This window comes from Rhodococcus sp. IEGM 1302 (assembly GCF_030056935.1).
In the GTDB taxonomy this organism is placed as follows: domain Bacteria; phylum Actinomycetota; class Actinomycetes; order Mycobacteriales; family Mycobacteriaceae; genus Rhodococcus_F; species Rhodococcus_F qingshengii.
In genome coordinates this window covers 1-18,460 of sequence record NZ_JASHKY010000006.1, presented here as the reverse complement: position 1 = coordinate 18,460, position 18,460 = coordinate 1, and the positions used below count along the sequence as shown (strand labels likewise).

The window sequence follows — 18,460 nt, the reverse complement described above, 5'->3', positions numbered from 1 at the left end:
TCTCGTCCATGAGTGAGATTCTCGATGTGATCGTCATCGGCGGAGGACTCGTCGGGTCCTCCGCCGCATGGCGGCTCGCGGCACGCGGACGTAGCGTAGTTCAGCTGGAACAGTTCGGGCCGAGTCACAAGCACGGTGCGTCGCACGGTACTTCGCGTATCTACCGGCAGGCGTACGACAATCACCTGTACACAGGTTTGGCGGCCGGCGCGCTGCCGCTGTGGCGGGAGTTGGAGACCACGACGGACATCGGGTTCCTGGAACTCACCGGTGCCGTCGATCACGGCCTGCCGCAGGCAGTGCAGTCCAAGGCGAAGATACTTCGCGAGGCGGGCATCAAGGGTGAGATCCTCACTCCTGCCGAGGCGTCCGCCCGTTGGCCGGGGCTGCGATTCGACACCACGGTGCTCCATCACCCCGACGCAGGCCGGTTGCACGCGGACCGCGCCGTGACCGCTCTGAAGGCGGGAGCGGTGTTTGCCGGTGCCGAGGTCCGTCACGATGTTCGGGTGTTGGCACTCGCGCGAGCGTCCTACGGCGTGGACGTGGTGACGGACAGTGGAACGCTCGCAGCTCGTCAGGTCGTGATCGCGGCCGGTGCGTGGACTGCGGACCTGATCGCAGACAGCGGTCTCGGCTCCGAGATCGTATTGCCGACACTGCGCACGACACAGGAACAACCAGCACACTTCGCACCGCTCGATCCCGGAGTCGAGTGGCCGAGTTTCGTTCACCACACCGGCGCAGAATTGGAGACCGCGGGGATCTACGGGCTCGGTTCCGAGGACGGGATCAAGATCGGCGAACACGCGACCGGGCCGGTGGTGACTCCGCAGACCCGTGACTACACCCCTGACGTCGACGGAGAGCGGCGATTGGCCCAGTACGCCGAGTCGTGGTTGCCCGGCGTCGATTCCACCCGTGTCGAGTCGATCACGTGCCTGTACACGAGCACGCCGGACAGTAACTTCGTCATCGACCGAGTCGGCGCCGTCACGGTGGCGGCGGGATTCTCGGGGCACGGGTTCAAGTTCGGTCCGGCCTTGGGTGAACTTGTGGCGGACCTCGTCGACGGAACCACCCTCGCTCCGGAAGTTTTCAGGCTGGGGGAGCGTTGACCAGATTCATGGAGGAAAGTGTTGTGGCACTGGAGCTCGGAACTCGACAGCTCGAGGGTGTCGGAGCGGTAGAGGTCTATTCGGTATCGCAGGACGATCCCTTGGCAGCTCCACTGATCGCGGAGTTGGCACTCGAATACAGTTCGCGTTACGGCGGGACTCGCGAAGCGATGCTCGAGGATCTCACGACGTATCCGGCAGAAGAATTTGCCTACCCGCAGGGTGCGCTTCTGGTGCTCACCCACGACGGTCTGCCGATCGCCGGTGGTGCGTTTCGTCAATTCGATTCCACCACTGCCGAACTGAAGAGAATCTGGACATCGGTCGACTATCGGAAGCGCGGCCTCGGCAAGGCCGTCGTTCGCGAGTTGGAACGAGAGATCGAACTTCGTGGATACAACCGGGTGTTTCTCACGACGGGCCCTCGGCAACCCGAGGCCGTCGCGCTGTATCTGTCCAGTGGATACACACCGCTTTACGACGCTTCGCTCTCGCCCGAAGAAGTGGGCGTCCACCCGTTCGAGAAGCAGCTTCGGGTGCTCGAAAATGTGACTCGAGCAGCAATTCCTACCGACCGGGTTGACAACACCCGGGTTTGACCTCGTACACTTGCGAACGACCATCCAGAGCGACCGAGAGACCTGGCTCATTGAAGTCGCAGCAACCCCCCGAGTGATCGGGTGCGGGTGCTACCGCCAGGACCGATGGAGGAACACGAAATGAAGGCAGTCGAAGGCGGTTTCGATACCGCCTGGTCGCGTCGTCACGTAGACCTGTGCCGCACCGCGGGATCTTTCTGTACCAACTGACCTCGGTCAGTCATTCACACTCAGGCGAGTCGTCGACAAGTCTGTTTTCTCTTCTCTCACAAGTGATTCGTGCTCGATCGCCTTTCTCGTCTCAGGCGACGGGTGCGCTCTTCGGCATGCCTCTTTAGGAGTTCTTGGTGTCTTCGCCCTCATTCGGTGCCCGCAAACGCGCGACCGTAATCGCCGGTATCGGTGCTGTCTCGGTTCTCGGCACCGTCCTCGCCGGCTGCAGCAGCGGGAGTGACAGTGCTGCCGACGCAGGCCCCGCCCAGTCCGGCGGAACCCTTCGCTACGGTCTGTCGCAGGCGCCGACGTGCGCCGATCCGGCCCAGGCCGGCAGTAACCAGACCGTGTATGTCACTCGGACCGTGGTGGATTCGCTGACCGATCAAAATCCCGACACCGGAGAGATCACCCCGTGGCTCGCCAAGAGCTGGGAGATCAGCCCCGACGCCGCTAGCTTCACGTTCGTCCTTCGCGACGACGCCACCTTCAGCGACGGCACCCCGGTGACGGCGGATTCGGTGAAGAAGACCTTCGACTCGGTCAAGAACCTGGGACCGAACGCGTCGTTGGCGAAGAGTTACCTGTCCTCGTACACCGGTACCGACGTCGTAGATGCTCACACGGCGAAGATCAATTTCTCCGGACCCAATGTTCAGTTCCTGCAGGCAACTTCGACACCACAGCTCGGAATCCTCGCCGATTCCACCACCGCGCTGGCATCCGAGCAGCGCTGCCCCGGTGCAGCGGTGATCGCCTCCGGACCGTTCGTGTACACCGACTGGCAGCAGGACAAGAGCGTCAAGATCGCCAAGCGTGCGGGATACAACTGGGCCTCGGATGCGGTCGCGCATCAGGGCGAGGCGTACCTCGATGGCGTCGACTTCACGGTGGTTCCCGAATCCGGTGTGCGGGCGGGCAGCGTGGCCTCCGGCCAGCTCGATGCGGTCAGCGATGCGCTTCCGCAGGATGCGCCGCAAATCGAGGGCGCGGGTGGACGAATCCTCACAAGGCCGAACCCGGGTGTGAGCTTCTTCTTCCAGCCCAACGTCAGTCGCGGCGTTCTCGCTGATCAGGCTGTTCGTCAGGCCATCATTCCCGCGATCAACCGCCAAGAACTCGTCGACACCGTTCTGGATCCGTCGTTCTTCCCGGCCACGAGCCCGCTGGCTCACACCACTCCGCTCTACAGCGACGAATCCAGTGTCGTGACGTACGACGCCGACAAGTCGGCGAAACTCCTCGACGCGGCTGGTTGGAAGACCGGCAGCGACGGTATCCGCGAGAAGGACGGGCAGAAGCTCACTTTCAGCGTCACCTTCAGTCCGGTGTTCTCGGGTAACCAGGCCATCCTCGAGCTCGTGCAGCAGCAGCTCAAGAAGGTCGGCGTCGACCTGCAGCTCAACCTGGTCTCGAACGGTGAATGGACCGAGAAGGGAGTATCGGGTGATTACGATTCGCTGTATTACAACAGCACTCGCGCGGACGCCGACATCTTGCGGGCATCGTTCAGCACCGAAGGCCGCAACCTGAACCGTCGCGGCGCAGATCCGGAGCTCGACAAGGTACTCACAGACCAGCTTGCAGCCACGGACAACGGCCAACGCGGCGAACTGGTATCCACCGCACAGGAATTGATCCTCGACCGTGGACTCTCCATCCCCACCATCGAGCTCTCGCAGGCCATCGGCGCCGGATCGAGTGTGCAGGACCTGAACTTCGAAGCCTCCTCGCGCCTGCAGTTCTACGACGCATGGTTGTCGGGTAAGTAATCATGACTCGATACGTACTCACCCGACTGGGCCAGGCCGCAGTGGTTCTGTGGGCCGCCTTCACCATCTCGTTCGTGATTCTGTTCCTCCTGCCCAGTGATCCCGTCAGCATGGCTGCCGACTCGTCCGGTCAGGGTGTTGCAGTGGATCAGGCTGCGCTCGATCAGCTTCGGGCACGGTACGGCTTGGACCAGTCGGTGTGGGTGCAGTACTGGACGTCGCTGACGAATGCTCTTCGCGGCGATTTCGGTACGTCCATCTCCACCGGTCAGTCGGTGACGGATGCCATCTTCTCGGCGCTGCCGAGCACTCTGGTCTTGGCAACCACCGCTTTGGTTCTGGCCGTGTTGTTCGGAGTGGCGATCGCGTTCTTCGCTACCTACACCCGCAAGCGGTGGCTCGCGAATCTGTTGTTCTCGCTGCCGCCGCTGGGTGTGGCAGTGCCCACTTTCTGGGTGGGCCTGATTCTTCTGCAACTCTTCTCGTTCCGTCTGCACATCTTCCCGGCATTCGGAGACAAGGGATTCGCAACGGTGATTCTTCCGGCGATCACCTTGGCGATCCCGACCGGCGCGGTGATCGCGCAGGTACTCACGACCAGCCTGCAGTCGACGCTGCGTTCGCCGCACGTGGAGACTGCGTATGCCAAGGGCGCCAGCCGCTGGCGCGTGCAGACCCGTCATGCGTTGCGACTGGCGAGCATTCCGGCATTCACCATCGCCGGTGTACTGGTCGGCACGCTGCTGGCGGGCTCGGTGGTTGTGGAAACGGTGTTCTCTCGCGCGGGCGTCGGCCGTCTGACACAGACGTCGGTGATGGCGCAGGACATCCCGGTGGTGCAGGGAGTCGTTGTGTTCGCCTCTCTCGTGTTCGTGCTCGTCAACCTCGCGGTCGACCTCTTCTACCCCTTGATAGATCCACGGATCATCCAGACGAAGAAGAGTCACACCGAAAAGTCGAATACCGAAAGCTCGACCGATCTGGAGCCGGCTCATGTCTGACACATTGATCGAACCCCTACTCCTCGATCCGACCGTCGAGGCGAAGGCACCTGTTGTTTCGCGCCGAAAGTCCACGGCCATCGGCTGGATCCGAAAGCCCGGCTTGGTGATTCCGGTGTTGATCGTGTTGCTTGCCATCGGCTTTGCCGTCGCACCCGGATTCTTTGCCAGCGGCGATCCGTTGTCCGGTGTCCCGGCGGACAAACTGCAGGGCCCGAGCCTGGCTCACTGGTTCGGAACCGACAATCTCGGTCGTGACCTGTACACACGGTTCGTGCACGGCGCCGCGCTGTCCCTGACCGCAACCTTGGTGGCGGTCGGAATCGCATTGGTGGCGGGATCGATAATCGGTTTGCTCGCGGGCTTTGTCGGTGGCGTCGTCGACGCCGTGCTGATGCGCATCGTCGACGTGCTGCTGTCCATTCCGGCGCTGCTGCTCTCGTTGGCACTGGTGACCGCACTCGGCTTCGGCACCATCAACGTCGCCATTGCTGTCGGCGTCAGTATGGTCGCCAATTTCGCGCGAGTGATGCGTGCCGAAGTGATGCGGGTGCGCGGAGCTCAGTACGTCGAGGCCGCGTTCAGTTCGGGTGTGCAGTGGCTCGGTGTCCTGCGTCGGCACGTGCTTCCCAACTCCTACGCGCCGGTGGTCGCGCTGTCCGCTGTCGAGTTCGGGCAGGCAGTACTGGCGGTGTCGGCACTGAGCTTCTTGGGATTCGGCGCCGTTCCGCCTACCCCGGAATGGGGATCGCTGGTATCCGAGGGACGTAATTTCCTCGCCAATGCCTGGTGGATGACCACACTTCCCGGTCTCGCGATTGTCGCCGTGGTCATCTCGGCACACCGTATCGGCCACGAGATCGAAAGGAACAACCGGCGATGAGCACGACCGAGGAACAGTTGCTTTCCGTCACCGACTTACAGATCGCCTACGGCGCCGAGCCCGCGGTATCCGGCGTGAGCTTCACCGTCGGTCGGGGCGAAGTAGTTGCGGTGGTCGGGGAATCGGGTTCCGGTAAGTCGACCACGGCCCACGCGATATTGGGTCTGCTCGCCGGCAGTGGCCACGTCACCGGCGGGACCGTCGAGTTCGAGGGTGAACAGATCGACTCGTATTCCGACCGTGCGTGGCAGCGAATCCGCGGCGCGCGTATCGGTTTGGTGCCGCAGGATCCGACGACCTCGCTCAACCCGGTGACGAGGATCGGCGACCAGGTTGCAGAAGTCCTCCGGATCCACGGCCTCGCAGACCGTCGCAAAGCCCGGTTGGACGCCGTCGAGGTGCTCGAGCGCGCGGGTATCGACCGGCCGGAAATCCGAGCACGCCAGTACCCGCACGAGCTCTCCGGCGGTATGCGGCAACGCGTTCTGATCGGTATCGCGCTTGTCGCGAACCCGGCCCTCGTAATCGCCGACGAGCCGACCAGTGCTCTGGACGTCACGGTTCAACGGCGCATTCTCGACCATCTCGACGAGCGGATTGCCGAATCCGGTGCTGCCGTGCTCCTGATCACGCACGACCTGGGTGTGGCCGCAGACCGCGCGGACCGGATCCTGGTGATGCAGGGCGGCAGGATCGTCGAATCCGGCCGCACCGCGGATATTCTGGACAACCCGCGAGACGAGTACACGAAGAAACTTCTGAGCTCTGCGCCGAGCCTGTCCTCGGGACCAGTCGTTCGCCCGGTCCGCCAGGACACCAGCCCGCTGCTGACCCTGACGGGAATCACCAAGCACTTCAACGTCGGACGCGGGAGTTCGATAACCGCGGTGAACGAAGTGTCGCTGACTGTTCCGAGGGGTCAGACGGTGTCGCTGGTGGGGGAGTCGGGCTCCGGCAAGTCGACCACCGCACGCATTGCCGTGCGATTGGAGCAGGCGGACGCAGGCACCATCACCTTCGACGGCCAGGACATCACGAAGGTCAAGGGCAGCGACCTGCGTGAGCTGCGCCGAAGGATCCAGCTCGTGTATCAGAACCCCTATGCATCCCTCGACCCGAAATTGTCGGTCCAGGACATCGTTGCGGAGCCGCTGCGGGCCTTCAAGGTTGGTGGACGCAGCCAGCAGCAGAGTCGTGCAGCAGAGTTGCTCGATCAGGTTGCACTTCCCGAGCAGTTCCTGAGCCGCAAACCGGCCGAACTCTCGGGCGGCCAGCGTCAACGGGTGGCGATCGCTCGTGCGCTCGCGTTGAAGCCGGATCTGCTCGTTCTCGACGAACCCGTCTCCGCTCTCGATGTCTCGGTGCAAGCGCAGATTCTGGCGCTACTCGACGAGTTGCAGCGAGAACTGGGCTTGACCTATCTCTTCATTTCCCACGATCTGGCGGTTGTTCGCCAGATCAGCGACGTCGTCGGCGTCATGCAGGCCGGGCGATTGCTCGAAATTGGCACTACCACCGAGATTTTCGACAATCCCCGAAACGAGTACACACGCACACTTCTCGAGGCGATCCCCGGGCGGGATCATTCGACACGAAAGGCCGAACATGTCCGAGCGTAGTTCCGGAGCATTCCTGGTCGGTCTCGAATTCGAGGGCACCGGAGCTCATCCGTACTCCTGGCGACGCGAGGACTCACGCGCCGAAGATCTATTCACACCGTCGTACTGGGTGGACCTGGTGACCACCGCGGATCGGGGTGGGGTGGATCTGGCGTTCCTCCCTGACTCGTTCGGACTGCAATCCGAAGGCCGGCACGCAGTGCGCGGGAGATTGGAGGCGGTGGCAACTGCGGCGCGGCTGAGTGCCGTGACCTCGCGCATCGGTCTGATCCCCACTGCGACAGTCACGCACACCGAGCCGTTCCACATTTCCAAGGCCGTCGCGAGTATCGACTACTCGTCTGCTGGGCGGGCCGGTTGGCAGGTCGCGGTGTCCGACACCGCCGAGCAGGCGGCGTTGTTCGGCCGAAAGACAGTGCAGGGTCCTGAGTCTGCGTGGGAGGAAGCGTCCGAGGCTGTCGAGGTGGTCAGTCGGCTGTGGGACAGCTGGGAGGACGACGCCGAGATACGTGACGCTGCGAGCGGACGATTCATCGATCGGGACAAGCTGCACTACATCGACTTCGAGGGAAAGAACTTTTCCGTCAAGGGCCCGTCCATCACGCCGCGCTCCCCGCAGGGGCAGCCGCTGATCGCCGTCGACGCGAGCAGGCCGGAGGCTCGCGAACTCGCGGTTGCGCGCGGAGATCTGATTCGGATCTCGGCAACCGATCTCGCCGAGGCCAAAACTACGGCCAAGCTGGTCCACGCGAGTGCCGCCGCCCTCGGGCGCAGCGTGCGGGTTCTCCTCGACGTCGACGTGCTCCTCGGCGCCGATCGCGGTGCCGCCGACGACGCTTTGGCGGAACTCGAGGAATGGGCGGGAGCGCCGTATGCCCCGCACTCGCTGTTCTATCGCGGTGACAGCGCGGGTTTGACTGCGCTGCTGCGTGAGATCGGTGGGCTCGCCGGGATCGACGGTGTGGTTCTGCGTCCACTGGCGCTGGCCGCCGCCGTGGAGAAGATCGCGACGGACGTAGTGCCAACTCTCAATCCGCGACCGAGTACCGCCCCGACGCTGCGCGAGCGGTTGGGCTTCCAGTTGCCCGTCAATCAGTTCGCGTAGCGCGAGTAGAGAACAGGAACACCGATGACACAGAACAGGATTCGCAAGCAAGTCCATCTGGGCGCTCACTTTCCCGGCGTGAACAACACCACGGTGTGGACCGATCCGGCGTCCAAGAGTCAGATCGAGTTCAGCTCGTTCGAGCATCTCGCCCGCAGTGCCGAACGCGGATTGTTCGACTTCTTCTTCCTCGCAGAGGGTTTGCGCCTACGCGAGCATCAGGGCAAAATTCACGACCTCGACGTAGTCGGTCGCCCGGACACCTTCAGCATTCTCAATGCGGTTGCCGGTGTGACAACGCATCTCGGCCTGGCCGGGACGATCAACACCACATTCAACGAACCGTACGAGTTGGCCAAGCAGTTCTCGACGCTCGATCATCTCTCCGACGGCCGCGCCGCCTGGAACCTGGTCACCTCCTCGGACGCCTTCACCGGCGAGAACTTCCGCCGCGGTGGCTATCTGGAGCATTCCGAGCGGTATGCACGCGCCAACGAGTTGGTCGACGCAGTACGGACGCTGTGGGACAGTTGGAGCATCGATCGTCCGATCGTCGACCGTGAGCGCGGCGTTTTTGCCACCGACCAGCAGGTCGGTCAGTTCCACCACGCCGGTAAGCAGTTCGATATCACCGGACGCTTCGAAGTTCCTCGGAGTCCCCAAGGGCACCCAGTTCTGTTGCAGGCCGGTGATTCCGACGAAGGACGCGAGTTCGGAGCCGCCAAGGCGGACGCGATCTTCACCGGGCACGGAACGCTCGAAGCAGGCAAGGCGTTCTACGCCGACGTGAAGGGACGCCTGGCCAAGTACGGACGCACGCACGCAGACCTCAAGATTCTCCCCGCCGCCACCTTCGTGCTCGGTGACAACGCCGCGGACGCACAGGAGAAGGCGTATCACATCCGGCGGCAGCAGGTCGGACCCCAGACTGCCATCGCTTTTCTCGAACAGGTTTGGGGCAGAGACCTTTCCCAGTACGACGCCGACGGCCCGTTGCCGAAGGAAGATCCGTCGGACGACGTCAACATCACCCGCGGACGCGTCCGCCACGTCAAGGATCCGCGAGCGGTCGCAGATCAGTGGCGTGCCAAGGCCGAGGCCGAAAACCTCAGCATCCGTGAACTCATCATCGAAGTGACTGCCCGCCAACAGTTCGTGGGTAGCGCCGCCGAGGTCGCTGCCGAGATCGACAGCTACGTCCAGGGCGACGCAAGCGACGGATTCATCCTCGTTCCCCACATCACCCCCGCGGGCCTCGACGAGTTCATCGACACCGTCGTACCGGAACTACAGGACCGCGGCAGTTTCCGGACCGAGTACTCAGGAACCACCCTGCGCAGCCATCTCGGGCTGCGTCACCCGCACGAGCAGGCTGAAGGAGTCCGCGCATCATGACCGTTACCGACACTTCCACCAGCACCTTCACCGGCGATTGGAATGCCTGGCACGCCTCGCGCGACGCCACCTTCGGCGAACCCCTCGGCTGGCTGAGCCTGACTGCGTTGCATTGGCTGGTGGACACCGATTCCACCTTCGCGGACCTGCCCGGTGCATGGCGCGCCGACGCGAATGCCGTTGTCGTCACCGCGACGCCCGCAGACGACCTCTCGATCGACGGCGTCGCAGTGGACGGTTCGGCCACTCTGAATCCGATCGAGGGGGCGCCGGGACTGATCGTCAAGCAGGGCGCGCGGTTGGTCGAGGTCATCCGCCGCACCGGCGAGGTGGCTCTGCGGATCCACGATTCGTCGGCCCCGGCATTGGCGCAGTTCAGTGGTATCCCGACCTTCGAGCCGAACCCGCAGTGGCGCATCGAGGGTGTCTTCACAGCCTTCGAGGAGGCTCGCACGGTGACGACAGGTGCGGTCGTCGAGCGCCTCGAGCATCATCACGACGCCCGCGGAACCATCAGCTTCGAACACGACGGTGCAACGCATACGCTGATTGCGTTCGCGGGCAGGGACAACGGCTTTCACATCCTGTTCACCGACGCGACCAGTGGTGTGTCCACCTACCCGGCCGCCCGCTCGCTGCACGTGAGCGCACCTGAACCCGGTGGCGCGGTAGTCCTCGATTTCAATCGGGCGTCGAACCTGCCCTGCGCGTTCACCGATTACGCGACGTGCCCGGTGGCCCCCGCCGAGAACCGCCTGGCGTTCGCGGTGGAAGCCGGCGAGAAGACACCAGACACCCGCTCCGAAAGCGGACCGAGGTGAGCGCGCCGCTGTCCGTACTCGACCTCTCGCCGATCAGTGAGGGCGGAACGGCCCGCCAGGCTTTGCGGAACTCGCTGGACCTCGCTCGTTCTGCCGAAGCGTGGGGATACAAGCGTTACTGGGTCGCCGAACACCACTTCGTCGGTGTTGCCTCTTCGTCGCCAGCAGTGCTTGTCGGGCTGATCGCGGCCGCCACCAACACCATTCGCGTCGGCTCGGCCGCCGTGCTGCTGGGCAACAACACGGCGGCTCAGGTGGTCGAGGCCTTCGGTACCGTCGAAGCGTTGTATCCGGGTCGTATCGATCTCGGCATCGGGCGCAGCGGACAGCGTCGGGTGGAGGCACTTCGCGCGGTCGCTGCCGGAACGCCTGCGCCGGCAGAATCGAAGCGAGAGAACGTCGTACGCGACGGCGTCGTGATCCCGGCGCCCGTCGATCCAACCGGTCTTCTCACGTCACCGCGATTGCAGGCGTCGTTCGAGGCATTGGCGTTTCCGGGCGCGCAGGCGCCCGATTTCGAGCAGCAGGTCGACGACATACGCTCGCTCCTGAACGGTACCTACAGAACCCGCGACGGCATCGAATTGCACGCCAGTCCCGGCGAGAATGCCGACGTCGAACTGTGGGTGTTCGGAAGCAGCGCGGGCCCCAGTGCCGAGCTCGCCGGACGACTCGGATTGCCGTTCGGTGCGAATTACCATGTGGCGCCGTCGAGTACGCTCGATGCCGTCGAGGCATACCGCACAGCATTCCGTCCGTCGGACGTCCTGTCGGAGCCGTATGTCGTCGTGTCCGCGGATGTTGTTGCTGCGGAAGACGATGCGACGGCGAGAGAGTTGGCGTCGACCTTCGCGCACTGGACGCACAGCATTCGCAGCGGACACGGCGCCATCCCGTACCCCGATCCCGCGACAGCGCTCCCACTTTCCGACGCCGACAAAGCAGTGGTGGAGGATCGGCTGATCACGCAGTTCGTCGGTTCACCGTCTACCGTCGCCGACAGGCTCGACAGTTTGCAGAAGCTCACCGGAGCGGACGAATTGGTAATCACCGGGGTGACCCATCGGCACGAGGATCGTCTGCGCTCGTACGAGCTGCTTGCCAAGGAATGGGGACTACCCGCACTACTGGCAGCGTGAGTTTGCCTTGGTCCATTAGTGTCGAGTGATGTTTTCACCTCGAGATGCCCTTGCGGTTGCTCTTGACGTAGCGCGTGAGGGCATGGAGCTCGGGGAGATGCCGATCGGCGCAGTCGTGTTCGACGACGACCGTGTGCTCGGGCGGGCGTATACGCAAGAACGGGCACTCGGCCGACGGGTAGTCCATGCGGACCTTCAAGCGCTCTTGCAGGCCGACGAGGCTCTCGGATTCACTCGAGCGTCCGGTGAATTGACATTGGCGGTCAATCTCGAACCATGTCTCATGTGTATGGGTGCCGCGATCACGCTCGGCGTGACCCGGGTGTGGTTCGCTCTCGAATCCCCGAACGACGGTGCGGCGGAACTCGTGCAGCTGTGGGCGCCGCCTGTGGAACTTCCGTTTTTCTGTAAGCCGCGTGAAGTCCTCGGCGGCATCCGCCGTGACGAAGCGCGAAATCTGTTCGCTGAATACGCCACAGGCACTGGCCCCGCCGGGATGCGGGACTGGGCGCGCAGTCTCACCTGACGCCATGGCTTGTAAGGAGGGCCGTGAGGCTCACGCCCCGATAGCGCCCGCGATCATCGGCCACGACGCGCGCATGTCGGCTTCGAAGAGCCCCCAGGTGTGGGTGCCTTCGGGTCGGAAGCTGAACGTCGCGGGAATGCCGAGCTGACCGAATCGCCCCTGCAGGGCAGCGGTGCACATGTTGGTGATGCCTTCGAGGACCGCGCCGGGAACGACGCCGGCGGCCATCGCCAGCGAGTTGATTCCGTCCACCGGGCCGGGGAGGCCGTTGCCGGTCGAGATGAACAGCGCTGTGCCACGCAGTCTCTCGGCGTTGATCAACGGGTCGTGCGCCGCCCACTGCGGGCTACCCCACGGCCCCCACATGTTGGCCGCGTTGCCGCCGCCGAGTATCTCGACCATCGAGCGCACCGCTGCCTGGCCGAGCGGGTCGCCGGCGCGCGGACAGCCGCTGTACGAGCCGACTGCGCGGTAGGTGCCCGGCGACTGGATCGCGAGGTCCAGAACCGGTCCGCCGGCCATCGACACACCACCGAGTGCGTTGACACCGGTCGTGTTGTACCGAGCGTTGACCGCCGCCGGTAGTTCCTTGGTGAGGTACGTCTGCCACTTGTTACGGCCCAGCACCGGATCGTCGGCGTTCCAGTCGGTGTACATGCTGAACTTGCCGCCGACCGGCATGACCACGTTGACGTGTTTGTCGTCGAAGAAGTCACGAACTCCGGTGTTGTTGAACCACGAGATCCCGTCCTCGCCGCCGCCGACACCGGTCAACAGATAGAAGGTCGGGGCCGGGCCTCCTCCGGCCGGCGAAATCACGTCGTTGGCGATCCAGCGGTCCATCGAGGGGGAGTAGACGTCGATGCGACTGACCACGGAATCCGCGCTCGCGGTCGGCGCGCTGAGGCCGAGAAAGCCGGCGGCCATGGCCACCGCCATCGTCAGCCGAACCGTGAAACGACGTGTCTTCATATTTCCCCCCAGGCGCAAGCCGGACAGCGTATTTGTGCCTTCCAACAGTGGCACAATGCGAAGAGGAGTGACGAATGTCCGGGTAACAGTCGTATAAGAAGATGGAGACAATTGCGTGGGATCGCAGTCGCACCACCCCGAATCCGACGTGATTCGGCTGGCCTTCGGGCTGGCCGCGATCACGGCTGGTGCGGCGCGCAGAACCGCTGGTCTCGCACTTGATTCCGTGCAGCGGATCCCTGTCGTCGGTGACGCACTCGACGGCGCGATCACCCAGGTCACCACTCGCGGCACGGAAGCGATGCACTCGACCGTGGAGTTCGCCGACTCGACCTTGCGGACGGTGATCAAAGCTGTCGTCGACGCTGCTCTGTCCGAAGTCGACATCACCAAGATCGTCGTCGACCACGTGGACATCGACAAGATCGCCGAGAACATCGACGTGGACAAGATTGCCGAACGGGTCTCGCTCGAACCGATCATCGACCGGGTCGACGTGGACGAGATCGCAAGCCGCCTCGACGTCAAAGCGGTGATCGATCGCCTCGATCTCGACGGGATAGTCGACACGGTCGACCTCGAACGCCAGGTCAACCGCATCGACCTCGTCAAGATCGCCGACCAGGTCATCGAGGGCGTCGACCTGCCCCAGATGATTCGTGAATCGACCGGTTCACTCTCCACGGAAGCCGTGCACGGAGCTCGAGTGCAGGGCATGCAGGCGGACGACGCTGTCGCCGGCTTCGTCGGGCGACTCTTCGGCCGCGACAGCGCACCGTCATCAGATAAACCTTCACCAGAAAAACCGTCGACAGAGACCGATCCGAAGACGAACGCAGGCGAACGCTAGTGGCCCAGGAGAGTTCCGGCCCAGCCGGCATCGTCACCCGTGGACTCGCCGGACTGATCGACCTGGGCGTCGTCCTGCTCCTGATGGGTTCCGTGTACGTGGGCTTCGCCTTCGTCCGACTGCTCTTCTCGCCACAGAGTTTCACTTTCTCGGAACCGGGAATCTTCCTGTCCACGACGGCATTTCTCGGTGTCTCGGTGGCGTATCTGACCGCCTGCTGGGCGACCACCGGTCGGACCGTCGGGTCCCTCGTGATGGGGCTGCGGGTGATCACGTCCGGGCATCGCCTCGTGCGCTGGCCGTTGGCCTTCATCCGTGCGGTGCTCTGCGTGCTCTTCGCCTTCGGATTGCTGTGGTCGGCGGTCGATCGACGACGACGTTCGTTGCAGGACATCGTTCTGCGCACCGAGGTCGTCTACGACTGGCGTCAGGACCCGGATCTGGTGGCACCGCACGGAGGTGAGCACGCATGAGTGAACCGAACCGCCCGGACGAGCGCTTCACCCTTGCCAGCGAGCGCACCTTCCTCGCCTGGATGCGTAGCTCACTCGCCCTGCTGGCCGGAGGCATCGCCGTCGTCCAGTTGGTACCGGAATGGAGTACCGGGTGGGTTCGCACGACTCTCGGTCTGACCCTTATCGCACTCGCGGCGGCGGCCGCACTGGTAGGTATGCGACGCTGGCTACAGGTGAAGAAGGCGCTCGAGGACGGAGCGGCGATGCCGGAACCGCACGCATTGTGGCTGTTTGCACTGGCACTGGCCGGGGTTGCCGTCGCAGCCGGCGTGGCAACGGTGGTCACCAGCCTCGCTCGCTGAGATACGCAGAGAAGTCCGAGCGGTGTCTGGATAGTCTGCAAAGAACGTGAAGCATGTCAGAGAAGTAAACGAAACAGACGACAAGGGAGTGCACGGTGGCGCAGGAACTCAAGCTCGGATACAAGGCATCGGCTGAGCAATTCGGCCCTCGCGAACTGGTAGAGCTGGCAGTTCTGGCAGAGCAGCACGGCATGGATTCCGTTGCGGTGAGCGATCATTTCCAGCCGTGGCGCCACAACGGTGGCCACGCACCGTTCTCGCTCGCCTGGATGACCGCCGTCGGTGAGCGCACCGAGCGCGTGCAGATCGGCACGTCCGTGATGACGCCGACGTTCCGCTACAACCCGGCAGTCATCGCTCAGGCGTTCGCGACGATGGGATGTCTCTACCCGGGACGCATCATGCTCGGCGTCGGCAGCGGTGAGGCTCTCAACGAGATCGCCACCGGCTTCCAGGGCGAGTGGCCCGAGTTCAAGGAACGCTTCGCGCGGCTGCGTGAGTCCGTGCGGTTGATGCGTGAGCTGTGGCTGGGCGATCGTGTCGACTTCGAAGGCGAGTACTTCACCACTCGTGGCGCGTCGATCTACGACGTTCCCGAGGGTGGCATTCCCGTGTACATCGCGGCCGGCGGACCCGTTGTCGCCCGGTACGCGGGACGTGCCGGTGACGGCTTCATCTGCACCTCCGGAAAGGGCATGGAGCTCTACACCGAGAAGCTGCTTCCAGCCGTTACCGAGGGCGCAGCCAAGGCCGAGCGCGACGTCGCCGACATCGACAAGATGATCGAGATCAAGATCAGCTACGACACCGATCCGGAGGCTGCACTCGAGAACACCCGCTTCTGGGCTCCGCTGTCCCTGACGCCGGAGCAGAAGCACAGCATCGAGGATCCGATCGAAATGGAAGCCGCTGCCGACGCTCTGCCCATCGAGCAGGTGGCCAAGCGCTGGATCGTCGCTTCCGATCCGGACGACGCCGTCGAGCAGGTCAAGGCCTACGTCGATGCCGGTCTCAATCACCTGGTGTTCCACGCACCGGGCCATGATCAGCGCCGGTTCCTCGAACTGTTCGAGCGTGACCTCGCGCCTCGCTTGCGTGCTCTGGGCTGATCCTCGAGATCAACTGAACGGTGTCTGCCACTCGACGTGTGGCAGGCACCGTTCGTCTTTCTCGTAGCCGCCGGTTGTCGGCACGAGCGTGAGCGTGACCACGATCAGTGGCAAGGTGGGCGGCGGCCCACACTAGGCTGTTGGGCATGCCAGAAGCGCCCGCTGCCGTGTCGAGTGTCTACGTCGCCTCTCCTGAAGGTGATACCGGAAAATCCACCATCGCGCTTGGCGTGCTGCAGATGCTGTGCGCGACCGTCGCCCGGGTCGGTGTCTTCCGCCCGATCGCCCGCTCTACCGAGGAAACCGACTACATCCTCGAACTGCTGCTCGAGCACACCACCGCCGATCTCTCCTACGCCGACGCACTCGGCGTCACCTACGAGCAGGTTCACGCCGATCCTGAAGCCGCGCTGGCCGACATCGTCGCGAAGTACCACACCGTGGCCGAGCAGTGCGACGCCGTCGTCATCATCGGAAGTGACTACACCGACGTAGCAAGCCCGAGCGAGCTGAGCTTCAACGCCCGCATCGCCGTGAACCTCGGCGCGCCGGTTCTGCTGGCGGTACGCGGCGCTCGGCGCAGTGTCGAGGAGGTCGCCCAGCTCGCGCATCTATGCGCCGCCGAGTTGGCCGCCAACCACGCTCATCTGCTCGCGGTCGTCGCCAATCGTTGCGATCCCGACAAGCTCGACGAGGTCACCGCAGCGCTGTCCGACATCGGTGTTCCGACGTGGAGCCTGCCGGAGATTCCGTTGCTCGTCTCACCCACGATGGCCGAGTTGATGGAGGCCACCGGCGGCGAGTTGTATTCGGGTGACCCGGAACTGCTGCACCGCGAAGCGCTCAAGGTGATGGTGGGCGGCATGACCGCCGAGCACATCCTCGAGCGTCTGGTCGAGGGCATGGTCGTCATCGCACCGGGCGATCGCTCGGACGTACTGCTCGCGTTGCTCAATGCGCATGAGGCGGAGGGATTTCCGTCGCTCGCGGGCATCATCATGAATGGCGGGATCACGCCGCACCCGGCCATCGCGGCGTTGATGGCCGGCCTCAAACAGCGTCTTCCGATCCTGACGACAACCCTCGGTACCTTCGACACCGCAAGCGCCGCAGCCCAAACCCGCGGACGCGTGGCAGTCGGTTCGCAGCGCAAGGTCGACACCGCGTTGAGCTTGATGGAACAGCGCGTCGACGCCGACGTCCTGATGGACCGACTGGCACTGCCGATCCCGTCCGTCGTGACCCCACAGATGTTCGAGTACAAGCTGATCGATCGTGCTCGACGCGATCGCAAGCACATCGTCCTGCCTGAGGGTGACGACGACCGGATCCTGCGCGCGGCCGGCCGGCTGCTGCAGCGCCAGGTTGCCGACCTGACGATCCTCGGTGACGAACCCAGTGTGCGTCGACGCGCAGCGGAACTCGGCGTCGACATCAGCGGCGCGCAGGTACTCGCACCCGCGCAGTCCGAGTACACCGAGCGCTTCGCACAGGAATACACCGCGCTGCGTGCTCACAAGGGCATGACCATCGAGCGGGCCCGCGAGGTGATCGCCGACATCTCGTACTTCGGAACGATGATGGTGCACTTGGGAATTGCCGACGGCATGGTCTCCGGTGCCGCCCACACCACCGCTCACACGATTCGACCCTCGTTCGAGATCATCAAGACCGCCCCCGGTGTCTCGACGGTCTCGAGCATCTTCCTGATGTGCCTGGCCGACCGCGTTCTCTCCTACGGTGACTGCGCCGTGGTTCCGGACCCGACGTCGGAGCAGTTGGCGGACATCGCGATCTCGTCCGCACAGACGGCGTCGCAGTTCGGGATCGATCCGCGCATCGCGATGCTCTCGTACTCCACCGGCGATTCGGGCAGCGGAGCCGACGTCGACAAGGTTCGCACCGCGACCGCTTTGGTGCGCGAGCGTCGACCGGATCTGTTGGTGGAAGGGCCCATTCAGTACGACGCCGCCGTCGAGCAGAGTGTCGCCGACAAGAAGATGCCGGATTCGCTGGTGGCGGGCAAAGCAACGGTGTTCGTGTTCCCGGACCTGAACACCGGCAACAACACGTACAAGGCAGTGCAGCGTAGCGCCGGTGCTATCGCCGTCGGGCCGGTTCTGCAGGGACTGAACAAGCCGGTCAACGACCTCTCGCGTGGAGCGTTGGTCCAGGACATCGTCAACACCGTGGCTATCACGGCAATACAGGCACAGGGAGCGCAAGCGTGAGCGACGGCACCGTACTGGTCATCAATTCCGGCTCGTCATCCATCAAATTTCAACTCGTGCATCCGGATACGGCGGAATCGGTGGCGCACGGTCTCATCGAGCGCATCGGTGAGCCCGACGGCCACATCGTCTACAACCACCGCACCGGAGTCGAAGACCGGAGCCTTCCGATCGCCGATCACCGCGCAGGTCTGAAGATGGTGCTCGACATCGTCGCCGAGGTCGGGCGGCCGCTGAGTGAGGCCGGAATCATCGCAGTCGGTCACCGAGTCGTGCACGGTGGTGACATC

18 protein-coding genes, 1 pseudogene and 1 riboswitch are annotated in these 18,460 nt (G+C 63.9%); of the genes and pseudogenes, 18 read left to right on the top strand and 1 reads right to left on the bottom strand.

The window, feature by feature from the left end:
* Positions 1–8 precede the first annotated feature (8 nt).
* From QM609_RS12250 to QM609_RS12200, 12 genes are all read left to right on the top strand, one after another.
* Positions 9–1,118, top strand: coding sequence for an FAD-dependent oxidoreductase (locus QM609_RS12250; RefSeq protein ID WP_064443279.1), 1,110 nt, complete (start codon positions 9–11; stop codon positions 1,116–1,118).
* A gap of 8 nt (positions 1,119–1,126) precedes the next feature.
* Positions 1,127–1,717: a GNAT family N-acetyltransferase gene (locus QM609_RS12245; protein ID WP_054826010.1), complete on the top strand. Its 591-nt coding sequence runs from the start codon at positions 1,127–1,129 to the stop codon at positions 1,715–1,717.
* Between the two features lie 17 nt (positions 1,718–1,734).
* Positions 1,735–1,829: riboswitch (SAM riboswitch) on the top strand.
* On the top strand, positions 1,823–1,927 hold the full coding sequence (locus QM609_RS29210) for a putative leader peptide (protein WP_019749498.1): 105 nt from the start codon (positions 1,823–1,825) through the stop codon (positions 1,925–1,927). Its footprint overlaps the riboswitch before it by 7 nt.
* Positions 1,928–2,064: 137 nt before the next feature.
* Positions 2,065–3,702 (top strand): ABC transporter substrate-binding protein, encoded by a 1,638-nt coding sequence (locus QM609_RS12240; protein WP_003944291.1) that lies wholly within the window; start codon positions 2,065–2,067, stop codon positions 3,700–3,702.
* A 2-nt stretch (positions 3,703–3,704) separates the two neighbouring features.
* Positions 3,705–4,703, top strand: a complete 999-nt coding sequence (locus QM609_RS12235; RefSeq protein ID WP_003944382.1) for an ABC transporter permease — start codon at positions 3,705–3,707, stop codon at positions 4,701–4,703.
* Positions 4,696–5,586 (top strand): ABC transporter permease, encoded by an 891-nt coding sequence (locus QM609_RS12230; RefSeq protein WP_042925872.1) that lies wholly within the window; start codon positions 4,696–4,698, stop codon positions 5,584–5,586. The genes QM609_RS12235 and QM609_RS12230 overlap by 8 nt, the downstream gene beginning before the upstream one ends.
* Entirely contained in the window at positions 5,583–7,205 is a 1,623-nt protein-coding gene (locus QM609_RS12225) for a dipeptide ABC transporter ATP-binding protein (RefSeq protein ID WP_076948808.1), read from the top strand. Before QM609_RS12230 ends, QM609_RS12225 begins: the two co-directional genes overlap by 4 nt.
* Positions 7,192–8,310: an LLM class flavin-dependent oxidoreductase gene (locus QM609_RS12220; protein WP_063314817.1), complete on the top strand. Its 1,119-nt coding sequence runs from the start codon at positions 7,192–7,194 to the stop codon at positions 8,308–8,310. Before QM609_RS12225 ends, QM609_RS12220 begins: the two co-directional genes overlap by 14 nt.
* Positions 8,311–8,334: 24 nt before the next feature.
* The gene (locus tag QM609_RS12215; protein WP_058038522.1) at positions 8,335–9,705 is read left to right on the top strand and encodes an NtaA/DmoA family FMN-dependent monooxygenase; all 1,371 of its coding nucleotides are present in this window, start codon (positions 8,335–8,337) and stop codon (positions 9,703–9,705) included.
* Complete coding sequence (locus QM609_RS12210) at positions 9,702–10,526, top strand: DUF1684 domain-containing protein (protein ID WP_042452128.1); 825 nt, start codon at positions 9,702–9,704, stop codon at positions 10,524–10,526. Before QM609_RS12215 ends, QM609_RS12210 begins: the two co-directional genes overlap by 4 nt.
* Entirely contained in the window at positions 10,523–11,665 is a 1,143-nt protein-coding gene (locus QM609_RS12205; protein ID WP_076948809.1) for an LLM class flavin-dependent oxidoreductase, read from the top strand. The genes QM609_RS12210 and QM609_RS12205 overlap by 4 nt, the downstream gene beginning before the upstream one ends.
* Before the next feature lie 28 nt (positions 11,666–11,693).
* Positions 11,694–12,191: a nucleoside deaminase gene (locus QM609_RS12200; protein WP_076948810.1), complete on the top strand. Its 498-nt coding sequence runs from the start codon at positions 11,694–11,696 to the stop codon at positions 12,189–12,191.
* Positions 12,192–12,221: 30 nt separating this feature from the next.
* Here the strand turns inward: QM609_RS12200 and QM609_RS12195 are convergent, their stop codons facing one another.
* Positions 12,222–13,163 (bottom strand): alpha/beta hydrolase, encoded by a 942-nt coding sequence (locus QM609_RS12195; RefSeq protein WP_054827563.1) that lies wholly within the window; start codon positions 13,161–13,163, stop codon positions 12,222–12,224.
* Positions 13,164–13,278: 115 nt separating this feature from the next.
* Between QM609_RS12195 and QM609_RS12190 the strand changes: the two genes are divergently transcribed.
* The 6 genes and pseudogenes from QM609_RS12190 to QM609_RS12165 all read left to right on the top strand — a co-directional run.
* Positions 13,279–14,013 carry a hypothetical protein gene (locus QM609_RS12190; RefSeq protein WP_054827564.1) on the top strand — a complete coding sequence of 245 codons (735 nt, stop codon included), beginning with the start codon at positions 13,279–13,281 and terminating at the stop codon, positions 14,011–14,013.
* Complete coding sequence (locus tag QM609_RS12185; protein ID WP_003944375.1) at positions 14,013–14,486, top strand: RDD family protein; 474 nt, start codon at positions 14,013–14,015, stop codon at positions 14,484–14,486. Before QM609_RS12190 ends, QM609_RS12185 begins: the two co-directional genes overlap by 1 nt.
* Positions 14,483–14,830, top strand: a complete 348-nt coding sequence (locus QM609_RS12180; protein ID WP_003944317.1) for a YidH family protein — start codon at positions 14,483–14,485, stop codon at positions 14,828–14,830. Before QM609_RS12185 ends, QM609_RS12180 begins: the two co-directional genes overlap by 4 nt.
* Before the next feature lie 95 nt (positions 14,831–14,925).
* Positions 14,926–15,939, top strand: coding sequence for a glucose-6-phosphate dehydrogenase (coenzyme-F420) (fgd, locus tag QM609_RS12175; RefSeq protein ID WP_054186924.1), 1,014 nt, complete (start codon positions 14,926–14,928; stop codon positions 15,937–15,939).
* A 146-nt stretch (positions 15,940–16,085) separates the two neighbouring features.
* Positions 16,086–18,170: a phosphate acetyltransferase gene (gene pta / locus QM609_RS12170; protein ID WP_042452123.1), complete on the top strand. Its 2,085-nt coding sequence runs from the start codon at positions 16,086–16,088 to the stop codon at positions 18,168–18,170.
* A pseudogene (locus QM609_RS12165) lies at positions 18,167–18,460 on the top strand (acetate kinase); the annotation flags it as partial. The gene pta and the pseudogene QM609_RS12165, both read left to right, overlap by 4 nt.